We start from the raw sequence: 17,760 nt of genomic DNA on the forward strand, positions 1-17,760 counted from the left end.
CCTCTCCTTACGCCGGTTGGGCCACGGTCGGCTTAGTGCGGGCGCTCAGGCGCGGCACCTCGAACCCGTGGTCCAGGTCGAGCAGTGGGAACAGCAGGTCGGCCACCCGGTGGGCTTCGTCGATCAGCGGGAAGCCCGACAGGATGAACGCCGAGGTGCCTTGGGCTTCGTACTCGCGGATGCGCTCGGCCACCTGTTCGGCGCTGCCGACCAGGTAGGTGCCCGCGGCCGGGCCAAGTATGTTGAAGCCGAACAGGCTGGGGCCCAGCCAGACGTTGGGGTAGATCTCCAGCTCGCGGGCAGTGGGCAGGCGCCCGGCGCGAATGCTGTCGAGGTTGCGCTGAATGCGCGGGTCGTCGCTAACGTAGGTGTCCAGGGTCTGCCCTGCCGGCAATTGACGCTCGATGGCCGCGCGGGCGGTGGCCAGCGAAGTGCGCTGCAGCAGGCGTTCGGCATGCGCCCAGGCCTCTTCTTCGGTCTCGCGCACGATGACTTGCAGGCGTGTGCCGTAGGTCAGCTCGCGGCCGATTTTTGCTGCCTCGGCGGCCACCCTGCGGAACTTGTCGCCGAGCTTTTGCGGGGTATCGGCAAAGCTCAGGTAGACGTCGAGTAACTGCACCGAATGGGCCACGCCCGGCGCCGATGTGCCCGCGCCCCACAGCGGGATGCCAGGCTTTTGCTTGGGTGGGTGCCAACCGCCCAAGGGGTGGCTGGCCGCCGCAGGTGAGCGTGGCGAGAGCTTGACGTAACGGCCGTCGTAGCCTGCCGTTTCACCGGCGTAAAAGCCCTGGAACGCGCGCCAGTATTCCAGGCTGAAGTCGTAACGTTCATCGTGTGGGTAATGCACGCCCAGCGTGGCCAAGCCGGCGTCATTGCCGTTGACCACATTGAACAGCAAGCGGCCGTTGGAAAACTGATCGAAGGTCAGTGCCCACTTGGCCAACACCGCAGGTGACAGCTCGCCTGGGTGTTGCGCGACCAGAAAGCGCAGGCGTGACGTGGCGTCGATCAGCGCGGCCGATACCGCAAGGCTTTCGTTGGGGCTGGAGCCGAGCAGCGAGCCGTAGAAGCCCAGGCGATCGGCGGCGATGGCCAGTTGCTTGAGGTGCTCGAAGTCGGTTTTCCAGCGGCCTTCGGGCTCCCAGGGATAGGGGCCGTCGGGGGTGGTGAGGTACCAGAGGATTTTTACTGCCATGGGGGTGGTCCTTGCTTGGAGTGAAATACCAAACTGTCACTCGTCCCCCTGTAGGAGCAGCCTTGTGCTGCGAAGAGGCCAGTCCAGGCGCAGCAACTGCATCTGGCGGGCCGGCCTCTTCGCAGCACAAGGCTGCTCCTACAAAGGAGGGCGTGGTGGGCTTGGAACTGCGAATCAGCTGCGCCGATCGATACCCGGCACCAGCCCCAGCTCGGTAGCGCGCTCGTACAACCCACTCATCTTCCACTGCTGCGTCAGCACCCCTGGCCCGTACGGCCGCGAACCGCCCAGCGCATCGGCCAGCAGCTGAATCTGCGCGCCTTCTTCCAACAGCAGGATGAACTCGGCCGTCGCACGCAGCCCCTGCTTACCCCACACCGTGGAGCCGCCATTGGCTTCGAGAATGGCCAGGTTGAACGGGTTTTCGGCGATCTTGTCGAGGATGAAGTCCACCTCGGCCTGGCGCCGGTCGATGTACACCGGTAGCTCCCGCGCCAGCTGATAGCGCTGCACCGGCACATAGTGGAACGGCAAAGTACGGTGGGTCTGGGCCCAGGCGCCGAGGTACGGGCTGTGCACATGCGAGATCGTGGTGATGTCAGCGTGGGTCTGGAACAGTTTGGTGTAGCGCCCCAGCCCGCCTTTACCCTTGCCGACGATCACGTTGCCGGAGAAGTCGGTCACGGTCGCCTGCAGCGGTTTGCGGTGGTTCCACGGGCCGCCGTAGTTGACGGACACCAGCAGGTCTTCACCGGGCACACGCTCGATGAAGCCGACAGTGCCATTGGCGGTGATGGTGTTGGTCTCGCGGAATACGGTAAACGCCGCTTCGGCTTCGGCGACCACCTGGTCGATGAAAGCGTGCAGTTCGGCAGTGACGGGGCGTTCGTTGATCAGTACGGTCATGTTCAATCTCCGGAGGCGGATGCAAAGTCAGGCGCGGCGCTGGGCCAGCAGTTCATGGGCAGCCTGCAGGGGCCGTGGGTCGACCCAGTCGGCGATGCTGAAGTCGGCTTCGAGGAAGCCATGCAGGTAGAGAAAGTCCTTTTGCGTGCCCAGAAACGCCAGGCGTTGCTCGGACAGGTCCGGCGCCAAGGTGGTGTGGAACGCGCCGCGATAGGCTTCGGCAACACCTTGGCTGCCGGCGCGGGTCTCGTCCTCGAGGAAGCTGTTGAGCGCATCGCGGTTGCCGGCCGCCCATTCGGCTGCGCGCAGGGTCTGGGCCAGGAAGCGCGCAACCAGCTCGAAGTGGTTGTCGAGCAGGCTCTGGTGCACGGTGATCGGCCTTGGCGTGCCGTTGTTGATGCGGTGGCGCGGGTCGGCTAGCAGGTCGAGATCGACGCCCACCACCAGGCCCAGGCGCCGCGCCGCATCGGCAGCGGCCGCGCCCTTGACGTAGACGGCATCGACCTCACCGCGCGCCAGGTAATCCAGGCCCGACCACAGGCGCTGCAGGCCCAGCTGCGGGGTGGCGGCGCTGGCCTGGTCGAGCAGCGCCACTTCCACCAGTTGCACGTCGTCCAGGTGCAGGCCGGCCGATGCCAGGGCGCCTTTGTAGCCGTGCAGGCTCATGGCCCGGGCGATGCTGCCGGGGCGGCTGTCAGCCCATGCCGGCAGGGCCAGGCGCTTGCCGCGCAGGTCGGCGGCGTTGCGGATGCCTGAGTCCGGGCGGACCAGGATGGTCTGCCATTCCTCGATCCAGGTCAGGCCGATCAGCCGGCTCGGTGAGCCTGCTGCACGGGCGGCCAAGGCCGGCACGTTGCCGCCTTCGCGAAACAGCCCCGGGAGCTGGTGATCGTAGTGGTGATGGCCGAGCTGACGGGTTTCCTGCAGGGTCGAGACCGGCAGGCCGTCGCGGGCGAATTCTTCGTCCAGCCAGCCCAGCTTGTAGGCGATGCCCGAAGCGGTGGGCACCGGGCAGCGGGTAAACCAGATGCGGTCCAGGGCAGTGGGGTCGTCGGTTTGCGTTGCGGCAGTAGCGAGTGTCATGGGGTGGCTCCTTGGGCGTCGTGAAAGCGCTATTGCAGCGTGCGTGCCAACCGCTGGAGGCCTTGATTTACGGGGACTTGAGTGTCGTTTACAGGCGTTGAGTGCTGGGCACGGAGCAGGATTGCGGGCGGGGTGCTGCCAGATCAGCAGGCGGGCTGTTGCTGGGGCAGCAGGCGCGGCCCGAAGCCAAGCAACACGGGGCCTGGTGAGTCATGGCAAAGAACTTGCTCAAGGCTATGGGACCGCGGTGCAGCCATTCGCGGGCAAGCCCGCTCCCACAGGACCTTCATTGCCATTGAAACCGGCACTTCACCTGTAGGAGCGGGCTTGCCCGCGAAGCAGGCGCACTGGCCCTTGAAGACCCTTGCGAGACGACCCATGAGCGCCATCGAACCCAGCCCTATCCACCGCCTGACCAGCGAAGCCGAAGCCATCGCCGCCGCCCGCGAGGTCGCCGCGCAAATCGCCGTGCTCGCCGCCGACCCCAGCAACAACGGCCAGCTGCCGCGCCGCCAGGCCGACCTGCTGTCCAGCAGCGGTCTCACCGCCATCGCCGTACCGGCCGAATTCGGCGGCCTTGGCGCCTCGGTGCAGACCATCGTCGAAACCGTACGCCTGATCTCCACCGCCGACGGCGGTGTCGGCCAACTGCTGCAGATCCACAACGTGATGCTGCGCGGCATCTTCACCAGCTATGCCGACGACGTGCGCGACCGCCTGATCGCCGACGTACTGGCCGGCAAGCGTTTCGGCAATGCCCTGGCCGAGGTGGGTGGCAAGAACAAGTTCGCCCTGAAAACCCGGGTCGAGCGCCGCGCCGATGGCAAGCTGGTGCTCAATGGCAGCAAGTTCTACTCCACCGGCTCTTACCTGGCCGACTGGATCTCGCTGACGGCCGCCAGCGAAGACGGCGGCGTCGGTGTGCTGCTCCACCGCGACACCCCTGGGCTGACCCTAGTCGATGACTGGCAGGCCTTCGGCCAGCAGAACTCGGTGAGCGGCACGGTCAACTTCGACGAGATCGTGCTGGACGAGCGTTACCTGTCGCGGCGCACCGGCCCTATGAAGCGCACAGGGCTGACCTTCCCGCAGATTCTTCATGCCGCCATCGACACCGGCATCGCCGCCGGCGCGCTGCAGGCAGGCGTCGACTACCTGCGCGAGCATGCCCGGGCCTGGGTGGAAAGTGGCGTGGACCGCGCCAGTGACGAGCCGCACGTGATTCGCCAGATTGGCGAGTACGCCGTGGCGCTGCGCGGTGCCGAGTCGGTACTGCGCGATGCCGCACGGGTGTTCGACGCGCATGAGCGCGTCCCGGAGGACAAAGCCCTGCAGGATGAACTGATTCTCTCGGTGGCCACTGCCCGCGCCCACTCCGATGCGGCGTCACTGAAGATCTCCAGCGACCTGTTTTCTCTGCTTGGGGCCAGTGCCTCGTTGAGCAAGTGGAACCTCGACCGCTTCTGGCGCAACGCCAGGGTGCACACCACCCATGACCCCCTTCGCTGGCGGCTGCACAACGTCGGCAACTACTACCTCAATGGCGCCGACCCAGGGGAGTACACCGCCGTGCTCAATGCCAAGGAAACCCAGGGCGCAACGCGCCGTTGAACCTAACCCTGGGGGCCGCTGCGCGGCCCATCGCAGGCAAGCCAGCGCCCACACACCAAGCCACGCCACCGTACCTGTGGGAGCTGGCTTGCCTGCGATGGGCTGCGTAGCAGCCCCAGTACCGAGCCTCTACATGAACCACCCTCTTCTTCGCGCCCTGGCCATCTACCGTGAAATGCCCTGGCGCTTCGCCCTCGTGACCGCCTTGTACATCGCCGGCAACCTTGGCCTGGTCTGGCAGCAATGGCTGATCGGCCACGCGGTCGACGATGTCAGCGCTGGCCGCGCCGTGGTGCGCCTGCCCGAGGGCGGCCTGGATGCCGCCGTGGCCTGGCACTGGCTATGGCTGCTGCTGGCCATCGCCCTGGGCCGTGGTGTGCTGCAATACGCCGCCGCGGTGCTGTCGCTGGTGCTTAGCCAGGCGCTGCTGACGCGCCTGCGCGAGCGCATCCTCACGCAGGTCCAGCGCCTGCACCTGGGCTACCACTGGCGCCACGGCATGGGTGAACTGGTCACCCGCACCACCCGCGACGCCGACAAGGTGCGCGATGCACTGATCACCTTCTGGCGACAGATCATCGAAACGCCGTTGGTGGTGATGGCAGCCGTGGGGCTGCTGAGCGGGTATGACCCACTGCTCGGCCTGGTGCCGCTGCTGCTGACCGGGGCCGGGCTGTGGCTGTTCGTCGTGCAGACCGATCGCCTGGTCACGCTTGATCGCGCCGTGGGCGCTGCCTACGACCAGGTCAGCCAGGACTTGGCAGAAGGCATCGGTGGCGTGCGCGTGATCAAGGCGTTCGGCCTGGAGGGCCAGCGCATCGAGCGGTTCGCCCACCAGGTTGGCGCGTTCACCGGCCACGCACGCGCGGCCCTGGCCTATGCCAGCTCACGCATCCCGCTGCCACAGGCGGTGGTGGCGCTGGGGCATGTGTGGATCCTGGTGTACGGTGCCCACCGCGTGGCGGCGGGCGCGCTGGGCATCGGCGAGCTGGTCACTTCGCTGCTGGTGGCCACCACGCTGGTGTTCCGTATCGAAGGCATCGGCCGGGTCATGCAGACCTTCGCCGATGCCCGCGCCAGTGCCGAGCGCATCTGGCAACTGCTGGACGAGCAACCGGCGATACTTGGCGGCCAGGCCACCCTGCCCCCTGGGCCATTGGGCCTGAAACTGGCCCAGGTGCGCGTCAGCGCCCCTACGGGCGAGCGCGCCATCCTGCAGGACTGCTCGCTGACCCTGCAGCCCGGCGAGGTGGTGGCACTGGTCGGCGCCACGGGCACCGGCAAGAGCCTGCTGGCCAGCCTGCTGCCGCGCCTGGCCGACGTGCAAGGCGGCGCCGTGCTGGTCGGCAGTGACGCCGTGGGCTGGCAGGATGTGCGCGCGCTCGACCTGGCCGACCTGCGCCGACGCGTCCAGGTGTTGCCGCAAGAAAGCTTCCTGTTCTCTGACAGCCTGGCGGCCAACCTGCGCCTGGCGGCAGCCGATGCCAGCGCCGCTGAGTTGCGCGAAGGGCTGCGCCTGGCGGCGGCAGACGATGTACTCGAACGCTTGCCCCATGGCCTCGACACGCCGCTGGGCGACCGTGGCGTGACCCTCTCCGGCGGCCAGCGCCAACGCCTGTGCCTGGCCCGCGCACTGCTCGGCGCGCCAGACATCCTGTGCCTGGACGACGCCACCAGCGCCCTGGATGCCCTGGGTGAGCGCCAGGTGCTGCACAACATCCGCCGCCTGCGCGGCGACACGGGCCAGGGGCCGACTTTGCTGCTGATCACCAGCCGCCTTTCGACCCTGCTGTTGGCCGACCGGGTACTGATGCTGGAAAACGGCCGCATTAGCGCCAGTGGCAGCCATGCCGAGCTGAGCGCGAACAATGCCCACTACCGCGACCTGCTGGGGATCGACCATGAGTAATGCACCCAACAAGGCCCCCAGCGATATCGAGATCGAGCAGCACCTGGCGCGCCAGGCCCTGGACCGTGGCATGTTCCACCGCCTGTTGCCGCTGCTGCGGCCCATTCGCCGGCAGATCCTGGCGGTGATCGGCATCGAACTGCTGCTGGTGTTCACCGTGTTCCTGCGGCCCTGGTTCGTCCGCGAGCTGCTCGACAAGGGGTTGGTGGCCAGCGCCGATCACTGGTTGCTGGACGAACGCCTGGTGCTGTGGCTGGGCCTGGGCCTGGCGGCCAGCTGGCTGGGGCGTTTCCTGCTGGCAGGCGTGTCGCAGTTCATTGCTGGGCGGGCGGCGATCCGCGTGCTCAACGACCTGCGGGTGAAGGTGTTTGCCCATGTGCAGGCGCTGTCGGTGAGCTACTTCGACCAGACCCGCGCCGGGCGCATCATTTCCCGCGTTGACCGTGATGTCGATGCGCTCGAACCGTTGTTGGTGCAAGGCCCGCCAGAGCTGCTCGGCGCCCTGCTGCGCTGCGGCCTGGCGGCGGTGATGCTGTGGCGCATCGAGCCGAGCTTCTTCTACAGCCTGGCCGCCACGGTGCCACTGCTGGCGTTGGCCACCTGGCGCTTCAAACGGGTGTCGCAACGCAACTGGGCCAAGGTCGCCGAACAGCGCAGCCGCTTCACCGCGCACCTGGTCGAGAGCGTAAGCGGCGTGCGCTTGATTCAGCAATGTGGCCAAGAGCAAAAAAACCAGGCGCGCTACCGGCGCCTGCTGGAAGATTTCAACCAAGCCCTGATCCGCGGCAGCCTGCGTGCCGGCTGGTTCGCGCCGTTCACGGCACTGTTGAGCACGGCAGGCATGGCCGTATTGCTGCTGGTAGGCGCCCACGGCCTGGCCGAAGGCAAGGTCACTGTCGGCCAGGTGGCCGAGAGCCTGTTCTACGTGTTCCTGTTCCTGGGGCCACTGCAGGAGCTGTCGGACCTGTTCGAGCGCTATGCCACCGGCAGTGCGTCGGCGCAGCGGATCTTCCTGCTGCTCGACACCCGCCCACAGGTACTCGACCCGCAATCACCCCGCCCGCTGGCCAGGGCACGCGGCCAGGTGGACTTCGAACAGGTGGGCTTCGCCTACACCCCGAACGGCCCGCGCCCGGTGATCGATGGCCTCGACCTGCACATCCGCGCCGGTGAAGTGTTGGCCATCGTCGGCCCGTCCGGGCATGGCAAAAGTACCTTGGTGCAGTTGCTGACGCGTTTCTACGAAGTGCAACGCGGCGCCGTGAAACTGGACGGCATCGACCTGCGCGAACTGGCCCAGCGTGACCTGCGGCGCAACGTCGGCGTGGTGCTGCAGGACAACGTGCTGTTCAGCGGCAGCATCCTCGACAACCTGCGCCTGGCGGCACCCGGTGCCGACGATGCACGCCTGGTGGCAGCTGCCCGCGAGTTGGGGGCAGACGAAGTGCTCGAGCGCCTGCCGCAGCGCTACCACACCGAAGTCGGGCCCCTGGGCGCGCACCTGAGCCATGGCCAACGGCAACTGGTGTGCCTGGTGCGCGCCTACCTGGCCGACCCGGCGGTACTGGTGCTCGACGAGGCCACCTCGGCGGTGGATGTGCACACCGAGCGGCGTATCCAGCAGGCCTTGCGGCGGCTGTGCCAAGGGCGCACGGCGATCATCATCGCCCACCGCCTGGCGACCATCCGCGATGCCGACCGCATCGCCGTGGTCCGCCATGGGCAGGTGGTGGAGCAAGGGGCGCATGCCGAGCTGATTGACCGGGGTGGGGCTTATGCGGCGTTGTATGAGGCCTACCTGCGCAGTGCCGGGGAGGTTGTGGCCGAGAGGGGCGAGTCGTGCCAGGTGTAAGGTTTGGGAGGTGCAGCGCCTGATAGATCGAGCGCCGCCAGGTGTAAGGTTTGGGAGGTGCAGCGCCTGGGAGATCGAGCGCCGCCCGCGCGGCGCATCGCGAGCAACGCTCGCTCCTACGTTTGTTTTCGGCCAATAACGCCTGTGACAGGCGCGCGCGAACGCCTTGTTTGTTCGACGCAATACCGAGCCATGCGCCAAGGCGGTCGCGCGCGTTTGCCCCAGGAATGATTGGCCCGAAACAAACGTAGGAGCGAGCGTTGCTCGCGATGCGCCGCGCGGGCGGCGCTCGATCTCCCAGGCACCGCAAACCCCAAGCCCTGCCCCCCTCCCCTCAGCCCCCATGCTGCTCTCCCAGCATCCACTGCTTCCCGGTTGCTGCCACAGCAGCACCCCGCCCCTCTCCTGCACCGCAAGCCCCCGCCGCACAAGCCCAACGCCACGCATGGCACAGCCGTTGCACCACCCTCCCCATCCGCACAACCTCCCCTTCAGGAGCCCCCATGACCACCGAATTTTTCTGGCGCCTGCCCTTGGGCACCGATGGCCCGCAGTTGTCCACCGACCGCCACAACCGTGGCAACCCGCAGCACCGCCCCGGCAACATCGCCCCCGGTCGCCTGCCCAACGGCGAAAGCGACGGCTTTACCTACATCGACTACATCGCCCAGGTGGCCAAGGCCGCCGAGCTGGCAGGTTTCGAGGGTGCCTTGCTGCCCACCGGCCCCGAGCCGTGGATCGCTGCCGCAGCGCTGGCCCGCGAAACCCGCCGCATACGCTTTCTGATCGCGTTCCAGGCCACCTGGACCTTGCCCGCCTATGCGGCCCAGCAGGCTGCGATCCTGCAAAACCTCAGCGGTGGCAGGCTGGACTGGAACATCATCACCGGCGGCAACCCGGCCAGCCAGCGGGCCAACGGCGACTTCCTCGAACATGACCTGCGCTACAAGCGCACCGGTGAGTTCCTTGACGTGATCCAGGGCCTGTGGGCGCAGGACAAATTTTCCTACGACGGCGACATCTATCGCCTGGAAAACGGCAGCCTGCCACCCGGCCTGCAACACGAGCGCAAACCGGGCGTGTACTTCTCCGGGTTTTCCGATGCAGCGCTGGACGTGGCGGCGCGCCACGCCGATGTGTACCTCAACTGGGCCGAGCCGATCGACACGCTCAAACCGCACATCGAGCGGGTCAGGGAACTGGCCGACAAACAAGGGCGCACCGTGCGCTTCGGCCTGCGCGTCGACCTGTTCGCCCGTGAGACCGAGGAACAGGCGTGGCGGGAATTGCGCCAGCAGTTCGAGCGCCTGGAAGGCAAGGCCAGCGCCTCGGCCAAGGGCTTCGTGACCGGCTCCGACTCGGTCGGCGGCGCTCGCCAGGCGGCCTATCACCAAGGCTTGCAAGGCTTCGACGAACTGATCCTGGCGCGCAACCTGTGGGCCGGCTTCGCCAAGGCCAAGCCCGGCCCGACCGTGGGCCTGGTGGGCAGTCACCAGAACATCGCCGAGCGTCTGGCCGAGTACCGTGATGCGGGTTTCAGCACGTTCATTTTGGCCAGCAACCCGCACCTGGAAGAAGCCTTGCGCATCGGCCAGGAAGTGCTGCCCTTGGTGCAACAGGCTGCCGCCACCCCCCCCTTGAAGGCCAGCGCCTGAACCCGATGGAGCCGGAACATGAGCACACCCCTCGATACCCTTTGGTACACCCGCTGTCCAGTCCCCACCGGCCTGGGCATCGCCGTGCAGCAAGGCTGGCTGCAGGATGACCTGGCCAGCCTTGGCACCCAGGTACAATCCCTGCGCGAAGCCGACCAGCAGGCCGTGCGCGAATCGCATTTTGACCACAGCCTGCTCAACTCGGTCCGCCACGGCGGCAGCATCCCGGCCATCTGGGCCCGCGCGCAAGGCCGCGAAACCCGTGTGATCGGCCTGTCCTGGGCCGATGAAGCGCAGTTGATCCTGACCCGCCCGGACAGCGGCATCCACACGGTCAAGGACCTCAAGGGCCGGCGCTTCGGCCTGCCCGACTGGGCCTCGGCGCAGATCGACTTCACCCGCGCGCAAGCCCTGCGCGGGCTGGAAAACGCCCTTAAACTCGAAGGCCTGCAAGTGGGCGACGTAGCGCTGGTCAACTACCGCTACGACGGCACCTTCAGCGACCGCCCGGTGCGCAATGTGGCGGGTACACCGGTGTCCAGCACGCAAAGCGAAGGCCGCAACCTGGAGCTGGCCGGGCTGTTGCGCGGCGAGGTCGATGCGATCTTTCTCAAGGGCGCGAGCGCCGTGCAACTGGCCCATGCCTTTGCCCTGCACACGGTCATAGACACCGGCAGCCACCCCGACCCGTTGATCCGCAGCAACAACGGCACGCCGCGCACCCTCGCCGTGGACAGCCACCTGTTGGCGCAACACCCGCAGGTGGTGCGCACCCTGCTTTCGTCCGTACTGCGCGCCGAACGCTGGGCCCATCAGCACCCGGACGAAACCCGCCGCTACCTGGCCCGTGAAACCAACAGCAGCGAATACTGGGTCACGGTCGCGTACGGCGCCGATGCCCACCTGCGCCTGAGCACCCGCCTGGATGACCAGGCCATCGACGCCCTGCAGGATTTTGTCGAATTTCTCAAACGCTGGCGCTTCATCCCCAACCGGTTCGAGGTACGTGACTGGATCGCCCGCCAACCCCTGGACCACTTGCTGGCCCCCACTCCCCTGGACAGGAAGCCCGTTACCCCATGACCAAGCCATTGGAAACGCTCTGGTACACCCACAGCCCCGTGCCCACCGGCCTCGGCATTGCCGTGCAATCCGGGCGCCTGGCCGAGGCCTTTGCGCCGTTCGGCACCAACATCCAGTCGTTGCGCGAATCCAGCGAACGGGAAGTGCGCGAAGCCCACTACGACCACCACCTGCAGAACTCAGTGCGCCACGGCGGCAACATCCCGGCAATCTGGGCTTACGCCAGTGGTGTCGAGACCCGCGTGCTGGGGTTGTCGTGGAGCGATGAAGTGCAACTGATCCTGACCACCGAAGAAAGCGGTGTGCGCAGTATCCGCGACCTGAAAAACCGCCGCTTCGGCTTGCCCAAGTGGGCCAATGTGCAGATCGACTTCACCCGCGCCCAGGCCCTGCGCGGGCTGGAAAACGCGCTGAAGCTCGAAGGCTTGAGCGTGGCGGATGTCGAACTGGTCGACTACCCCTACGGCGGTACCTACAGCGACGACGCCAAGCAGCACCTGTATGGCGCCGAAGTGAGCCTGGACACCAGCCGTTTCAGCCGCCGCAACAACGAACTGATCGGCCTGCTGCGCGGCGACATCGATGCGATCTTCCTCAAGGGCGCCCATGCGGTGCACCTGGCCCACGAGTTCGGCCTGCGTGTAGTCGTCGATACCGGCAGCCACCCCGACCCACTGATCCGCAGCAACAACGGCACACCGCGCACCTTGACCGTGGACCGGCATTTGCTGGAAGAGCACTTCGATGCCAGCCGTACACTGGTCGACACGGTGTTGCGCACCGAGCAGTGGGCGTGGGCCAACCCGGAAGAGACCCGGCGCTTCCTTGCCCGTGAGCTGAACACCAGCGAGTACTGGGTGGCGGCGGCTTATGGCGACGATGCCCACCGGCGCTTGCGCACGACCCTGGACAGCCGCTCGATCGATGCGTTGCAGGACTTTACCGAGTTCCTGTTCAGGTGGGGGTTCATACCGCGCCGGTTCGATGTGCGGGAGTGGATCGACTTCAGCGTGCTGGAGCGTGTGATCGGCTCGACTTCGCGGTTGGCTGTGTGACCCTGGGGGCGCTATGCGCCCCATTCGCGGGACAAGCCCGCTCCCACAGGTTCACCGCAGCTTCCTGGCCTGCGGCGTATCTGTGGGAGCAACTTCAAAAAAATCCTCAAAGACAGTTGCTCCCACAGGTGCGGCGCTAGCCTTGGAGGCTACACAGTTCGGGTGGGAGCCGGCTTGCCGGCGATAGGGCCGCAACGCGGCCCCAACATGCTCAACCAAACGCTGCTGCCCCAGCAGCACCCGCCAAGCACCCCACTGCTGCCCTACCGGCAACGGCCCCCTAAAAAACCAATTAAATTCATATAATTCAACAACTTAAAAACATGGCACAGTCCCTGCTCTAGCTCTCCCCAACAACGCTTTACATACGGGGAGATTCACCATGCACCAGCTCCACCCACTGGCCCGCCAGATCAGCCTCGCGCTGCTGCTGGCCGGCACCGGCGGCCAGGCCGTCGCCGCCAACGAAGACGCCAAGACCGAGCCCGCCCTGGAAACCGTCACCGTCACGGCCCAGCACCGCGAGCAGACCCTGCAGGAAGTCCCAGTCGCCGTGTCGGCGATCAAGGGCACCAGCATCACTGCAGACGGCGTGCGCTCGATGGGCGACATCACCACCTTCGTGCCCAACGCCTCGGCCAAGAACCCCGACGGCGATGGCCGGCCGCGCTGGTACATCCGTGGCCTGGGCACCGGTGACACCGGCGCCGCGACGGTCTACCCAGTGGGCATCTACGCCGACGACGTCTACCTCAACGCACCGATCGCCGGCGGCGGTCCGCTGTTCGACCTCGAACGCATCGAGATCCTGCGCGGGCCGCAGGGCACCCTGTATGGCAAGAACACCACGGCGGGCGCGGTCAACGTGATCTCCAAGAAGCCGACCTTCGACACCGACGGCTACGGCACGGTCGGCGTCGGCAGCAAGAACGAACGGATCCTCACCGGTGCCATCGGCGGCGCGCTGGTGGACGAAAAACTGGCCGGCCGGGTGTCGCTGTACTCCGAAGAACGCGATGGCTTCCAGCACAACGACTTCGACGGCAACACCTATGGCGACGTCAACAAAAAAGCCATCCGCCTGCAGTTCCTCGCCCAGCTCAACCCCGACCTGGACGCCTTGCTGAAGCTGCACAGCCGCCAGTTCAAGGGCGATGGCAGCAACGGCGCGCTGCCGGTGGGCCGCTATTACAACGTCGGTTACGAGCGCCCCAATGGCCGCGACATTTCGCTCAACGTCAACGAGGACTACCGCCTCGACCACGACGGCGCGTCGCTGACCTTCAACTGGTACCTGGGCGACTACACCCTGACCTCGATCAGCGCCTACGACTACATCCGCAACCGCTCGACCAGCGACGCCGACTACACCCCGTACGAGGTCAACGGCGCGTCGATCACCGACAACAGCTACCGCCAGTGGTCGCAGGAGCTGCGCCTGGCATCGCCGGAAGACCGCCCGCTGCACTGGCTGGCAGGCGCGCACTACTTCCATGAAGACCTCGACAGCGCGGCCCAGCGCATCGTCACCCCGGGCCCGACACCCAACGGCACCGGTTCGAACCAGGTCGGCACCACCGCGTTCCGCGACCTGGGCTATGACCACCGCACCGACAGCTACGCGCTGTTTGGCAACCTGACCTACGACTTCACCGATGACTTCAGCGTGACGGGTGGCCTGCGCTGGACCCAGGAGAAAAAAGACATCGACCTGGACCTGACCCAGTTGACCCGCACCACCGCCAACGGCCCGCTGATCCCGCTGGCAGGCGTGGGCACCAACGGCAATCGTCAGGAAGACAAGACTTGGGAAGCCTGGACCTACGACCTGACCCCCGAGTACCGCATCAACGACAACCTGCGGGTGTTCTTCCGCTATGCCCATGGCTTCCGCTCCGGCGGCTTCAACACCGGGCTATCGACCAGCCTTGCACAGCTGACCACGGTAGACCCGGAAGAGCTGGATGCCTACGAGTTGGGCCTGAAATCCGAGTGGTTCGACCGCCGCCTGACGGTTAACGCCAACGTCTTCTACTACGACTACAAGGACATTCAGGTGAACCTGCTGACGGTCAATAACGGCGTGCTCACCACCGCCTTGACCAACGGCGCCAAGGGCAAGGTCAAAGGTGCGGAGCTGGAGATCGAAGGCCAGCCGACCGACCGCCTGCACGTGCGTGCGGCGGTGTCCTTCCTCGACACCGAATACACCGACTTCAAGAACACCAACCCCACCACTGGCGCGGTGACCGGCGACTACAGCGGCAACAGCTTCGTGCGCTCGCCACGCAACGTGGTGTCGCTGGGTGCCGACTACACCTTTCCGTTGCAGGTCGGCGGCAAGCTGGTGGCCGGCGGCGACGTGAGTTTCCGCGACAAGGAATACTTCCTTGCCGACCGCCAGAGCAGCGCTGACGAAACCCTCAGCCAGCCCCACTACACCCTGGCCAACGCCCGCCTGACCTGGTTCAGCCCCGACGACAAGCTGAGCGTGACCGGCTTCGTCAACAACCTGACCGACCGCCGCTACCAGGTGCATGGCCGGCCTAACGGGACTGCCGGGCAGTACGTGATCACCTATGGCGACCCACGCACGGTCGGGCTGAGTGTCACCAGCCGCTTCTGATTTTTTCTGCCTTTGGGGCCGCTGCGCGACCCATCGCGACGCAAGGCCGCTCCTACAGGAGCGCGCGACCGCTGTGTGTAGGAGCGGCCTTGCGTCGCGATGGGCTGCGCAGCAGCCCCAAGGCACTCACGCCTTCTAAAAGGACATCCCCCATGCCCCACCACACCCCCTTGGCCAGCGCCATCGCCCTGGCCATCGGCAGCCTTGCCGTGCCCGCATTCGCCGCCGAACCCGCCACCAACCTCGACACCGTGGTCGTGGTCGGCACCCACCGCAGCGACGTCACCGCCCTGCAAAGCGCTGCGCCCGTCGACGTCCTGAGTGGCGAAAAACTGCAGGAAACCGGCGCCAGCGACCTGTCCGCCGCGCTCACGGCCTTGTCACCGTCGTTCAGCTTCCCGCAATCGCCACAAGGCGCCTTTGCCGGCTCCATCGCCCAGGGCGCCTCGCTGCGCGGCCTGGCTTCCGACCAGGTGCTGGTGCTGGTCAACGGCAAGCGCCGCCACACCAGCGCCAACGTTACCCGCCAAGGCTTGGTCAACGCCCGTGGCGCGGCGGCAGTGGACCTCAGCCTGATCCCACTGTCGGCCATCGAGCGGGTAGAGATCCTGCGCGATGGCGCCGCCGCCCAGTACGGTTCGGACGCCATCGCCGGGGTGATCAACATCGTCCTCAAGGAACGCGACGACGGCGGCAACGCCGGCTACCGCTTCGGCGGCTACAAGAAAGGCGATGGCCTGCAACGCAAGCTCAGCGGCTGGAAAGGCTTTGCCCTGCCCAACGACGGCTTCCTTACCCTGGCCTTCGACGCTGGCAGCCAGGACCCGGCCAGCGACACGCGCGACGACAACCGCCTGTTCTATCCCGGCTCGACCAGCATCGACACCCCACGTGAACAGAACAACCGCTACCGCAACTGGCGCTGGGGCTCGGGCAACGTCTCGGACCAGTACAACTTCACCGCCAACGCCGAGATGGGCCTGAGCGAGGGCCTGAGCGCTTATGGCTTCGCCACCTACGCGCACAAGAACACCGACGCCGAGAACTTTTTCGATCCGCCCACCACCCTGCGCAACAACTACGGCAGCGTGGCGCTGGCGCGCTACCCCGACGGCCGCTTGCCAGTCACCCGCTATGGCCTGGAAGACTTCGCCGTCACCAGTGGCCTGCGCCTGGAGAATGAAGCACTGGGCAACTTTGACCTGGCGCTGAACTACGGCAACAACCGCGTCGACTCTACCGATCGCAACGCCATCAACCCCAGCTGGGGCACCGCCAGCCCCTCGACCCTCTACACCGGCCGGCGCGAAGCCGACCAGACCAACCTGACCCTGGACTGGACACGCGACTTCGCCAACGACTGGCTGTTCAAGCCACTGACCGTTTCGGCAGGGCTGGCCTGGCGCCAGGAGAACTTCGACCTGACCGAGGGTGACGCCGCCGGCTGGTCCAACGGGCCGCTGTTCAACACCGTCGACCCGGTTTCTGGCCGGCGTATTCCCGGTTATTACTCGGGCATCACCCAGGTCGATGCGGTGTCGCTCGACCGCCGGGTGATCGGCGCCTACTTGGATGTCGAAGCCCAGCTCACCGAGAAATTCCAGGCCGGCGTGGCGGTGCGTAGCGAGCACTACTCGGACTTTGGCGACACTACCAACGGCAAACTGTCGCTGCGCTATGACTTCACCCCCGAAATCGCCGCCCGGGCCAGCGCCAGCACCGGCTACCGCGCGCCTTCACTGGTGCAGAGCGGGTTGTCCTCGTTCAGCGTGCAGGTGGTGGAGCAACCGCCGGGCAGTGGCAACTGGGTCGAGGTGCAACAGCGCACCCTGCGGGCCGACAGCCCGGAAGCGGCGCTGCTGGGTGGCAAGTCGCTCAAGCCCGAAGAGTCGACCAACTTCTCCGTGGGCCTGGTCTGGCGGCCGCTGCCCAATGCTTCGGTGACGCTGGATGCCTACCGCATCGACATCGACAACCGCATCACCTTGTCCGACCAGTTGCCGTCGTCAGTAGTCACGCCGATTTTCGCCGGCACGCCCTACGCCAATATCCAGAGTGCGGCGTTCTACACCAACATCGCCGACACCCGCACGGATGGCTTCGAGCTGGCCGGCCACTACCAGCTCGAGCTGGGCGGTTGGGGCCGGCTGGACTTCAACGGCGGCTATGCGCGCAACAACACCCGTATCACCGGGCTGGACGACGTGGGCAGCATCCCCGGCAACCAGATCATCGGCCGCAACACCCAAGGCCTGATCGAGGACGGCACGCCCAAGGACAAACTGACCTTGAGCGCCAACTGGTTGTATGACGGCTGGAGCGTCACCGTGGCCCAGCGCCGTTATGGCGAATGGCAGAGCCGCAACGCCGCCAACCCGGCGCTGGACCAGACGTTTGCGGCGCAGTGGGTGACCGACCTGGATGTGTCGTACCGCTTCGACCTGGGCCTGACCTTGTCGGCGGGCGCGATCAACCTGTTCGACAGCCACCCAGACAAGCTCGAAGGCGCGCAGCTGTATGGGGTGCCGAAGTATTCCATCACCAGCCCCGAGGGGGCGCAGGGGGCGTTCTACTACACCAGCGTCAGTTACGATTTCTGATCAGCGACCGCGCTGGCTTCTTCGCGGGCAAGCCCGCTCCTACCCGAACTGTGTAGCCTCCAAAGCTAGCGCCGTACTTGTGGGAGCCGGCTTGCCCGCGAAGAAGCCAGCAGACGTAGTGCTGACGACCTGCTGCTGGAGCAGCAGCCCTGTGCTGCTCCAGCACCACCACATTCTCATCCCCC

At 66.3% G+C, this 17,760-nt stretch carries 11 protein-coding genes; 8 read left to right on the top strand and 3 right to left on the bottom strand.

All coding sequences use genetic code 11. The features are described from left to right. Positions 1-7: 7 nt before the first annotated feature. From OO306_RS00800 to OO306_RS00810, 3 genes are all read right to left on the bottom strand, one after another. Positions 8-1,195 (bottom strand): LLM class flavin-dependent oxidoreductase, encoded by a 1,188-nt coding sequence (locus OO306_RS00800; RefSeq protein WP_027593756.1) that lies wholly within the window; start codon positions 1,193-1,195, stop codon positions 8-10. Positions 1,196-1,369: 174 nt separating this feature from the next. Next, positions 1,370-2,101: a class II aldolase/adducin family protein gene (locus tag OO306_RS00805; RefSeq protein WP_027593757.1), complete on the bottom strand. Its 732-nt coding sequence runs from the start codon at positions 2,099-2,101 to the stop codon at positions 1,370-1,372. Positions 2,102-2,128: 27 nt separating this feature from the next. After that, positions 2,129-3,184: an ABC transporter substrate-binding protein gene (locus tag OO306_RS00810; protein ID WP_265967408.1), complete on the bottom strand. Its 1,056-nt coding sequence runs from the start codon at positions 3,182-3,184 to the stop codon at positions 2,129-2,131. 378 nt (positions 3,185-3,562) lie between these two features. On the opposite strand from OO306_RS00810, the gene OO306_RS00815 reads away from it, so the two are divergent. From OO306_RS00815 to OO306_RS00850, 8 genes are all read left to right on the top strand, one after another. Then, positions 3,563-4,795 carry an acyl-CoA dehydrogenase family protein gene (locus OO306_RS00815; protein ID WP_265967409.1) on the top strand — a complete coding sequence of 411 codons (1,233 nt, stop codon included), beginning with the start codon at positions 3,563-3,565 and terminating at the stop codon, positions 4,793-4,795. Between the two features lie 133 nt (positions 4,796-4,928). Continuing rightward, positions 4,929-6,704, top strand: coding sequence for an ABC transporter ATP-binding protein (locus tag OO306_RS00820; RefSeq protein WP_265967410.1), 1,776 nt, complete (start codon positions 4,929-4,931; stop codon positions 6,702-6,704). Beyond that, the gene (locus OO306_RS00825) at positions 6,697-8,556 is read left to right on the top strand and encodes an ABC transporter ATP-binding protein (protein ID WP_265967411.1); all 1,860 of its coding nucleotides are present in this window, start codon (positions 6,697-6,699) and stop codon (positions 8,554-8,556) included. Before OO306_RS00820 ends, OO306_RS00825 begins: the two co-directional genes overlap by 8 nt. A gap of 503 nt (positions 8,557-9,059) precedes the next feature. Then, the gene (locus OO306_RS00830; RefSeq protein WP_099429813.1) at positions 9,060-10,211 is read left to right on the top strand and encodes an LLM class flavin-dependent oxidoreductase; all 1,152 of its coding nucleotides are present in this window, start codon (positions 9,060-9,062) and stop codon (positions 10,209-10,211) included. Between the two features lie 18 nt (positions 10,212-10,229). Further along, complete coding sequence (locus OO306_RS00835; RefSeq protein ID WP_186678656.1) at positions 10,230-11,294, top strand: ABC transporter substrate-binding protein; 1,065 nt, start codon at positions 10,230-10,232, stop codon at positions 11,292-11,294. After that, positions 11,291-12,349, top strand: a complete 1,059-nt coding sequence (locus tag OO306_RS00840) for an ABC transporter substrate-binding protein (RefSeq protein WP_027593764.1) — start codon at positions 11,291-11,293, stop codon at positions 12,347-12,349. Before OO306_RS00835 ends, OO306_RS00840 begins: the two co-directional genes overlap by 4 nt. A gap of 382 nt (positions 12,350-12,731) precedes the next feature. Further along, entirely contained in the window at positions 12,732-14,975 is a 2,244-nt protein-coding gene (locus OO306_RS00845; protein WP_027593765.1) for a TonB-dependent receptor, read from the top strand. A 152-nt stretch (positions 14,976-15,127) separates the two neighbouring features. Further along, positions 15,128-17,575: a TonB-dependent siderophore receptor gene (locus OO306_RS00850; RefSeq protein WP_265967412.1), complete on the top strand. Its 2,448-nt coding sequence runs from the start codon at positions 15,128-15,130 to the stop codon at positions 17,573-17,575. The last annotated feature ends 185 nt before the right edge of the window (positions 17,576-17,760 follow it).

Source organism: Pseudomonas sp. DCB_AW, from assembly GCF_026240895.1.
Lineage (GTDB): Bacteria > Pseudomonadota > Gammaproteobacteria > Pseudomonadales > Pseudomonadaceae > Aquipseudomonas > Aquipseudomonas kermanshahensis.

What these genes read in the sequence shown, in the direction of transcription:
- OO306_RS00800 (WP_027593756.1), bottom strand. Translation starts at nt 1,195, where the DNA reads ATGGCAGTAAAAATCCTCTGGTACCTCACCACCCCCGACGGCCCCTAT.
- OO306_RS00805 (WP_027593757.1), bottom strand. Translation starts at nt 2,101, where the DNA reads ATGACCGTACTGATCAACGAACGCCCCGTCACTGCCGAACTGCACGCT.
- OO306_RS00810 (WP_265967408.1), bottom strand. Translation starts at nt 3,184, where the DNA reads ATGACACTCGCTACTGCCGCAACGCAAACCGACGACCCCACTGCCCTG.
- OO306_RS00815 (WP_265967409.1), top strand. Translation starts at nt 3,563, where the DNA reads ATGAGCGCCATCGAACCCAGCCCTATCCACCGCCTGACCAGCGAAGCC.
- OO306_RS00820 (WP_265967410.1), top strand. Translation starts at nt 4,929, where the DNA reads ATGAACCACCCTCTTCTTCGCGCCCTGGCCATCTACCGTGAAATGCCC.
- OO306_RS00825 (WP_265967411.1), top strand. Translation starts at nt 6,697, where the DNA reads ATGAGTAATGCACCCAACAAGGCCCCCAGCGATATCGAGATCGAGCAG.
- OO306_RS00830 (WP_099429813.1), top strand. Translation starts at nt 9,060, where the DNA reads ATGACCACCGAATTTTTCTGGCGCCTGCCCTTGGGCACCGATGGCCCG.
- OO306_RS00835 (WP_186678656.1), top strand. Translation starts at nt 10,230, where the DNA reads ATGAGCACACCCCTCGATACCCTTTGGTACACCCGCTGTCCAGTCCCC.
- OO306_RS00840 (WP_027593764.1), top strand. Translation starts at nt 11,291, where the DNA reads ATGACCAAGCCATTGGAAACGCTCTGGTACACCCACAGCCCCGTGCCC.
- OO306_RS00845 (WP_027593765.1), top strand. Translation starts at nt 12,732, where the DNA reads ATGCACCAGCTCCACCCACTGGCCCGCCAGATCAGCCTCGCGCTGCTG.
- OO306_RS00850 (WP_265967412.1), top strand. Translation starts at nt 15,128, where the DNA reads ATGCCCCACCACACCCCCTTGGCCAGCGCCATCGCCCTGGCCATCGGC.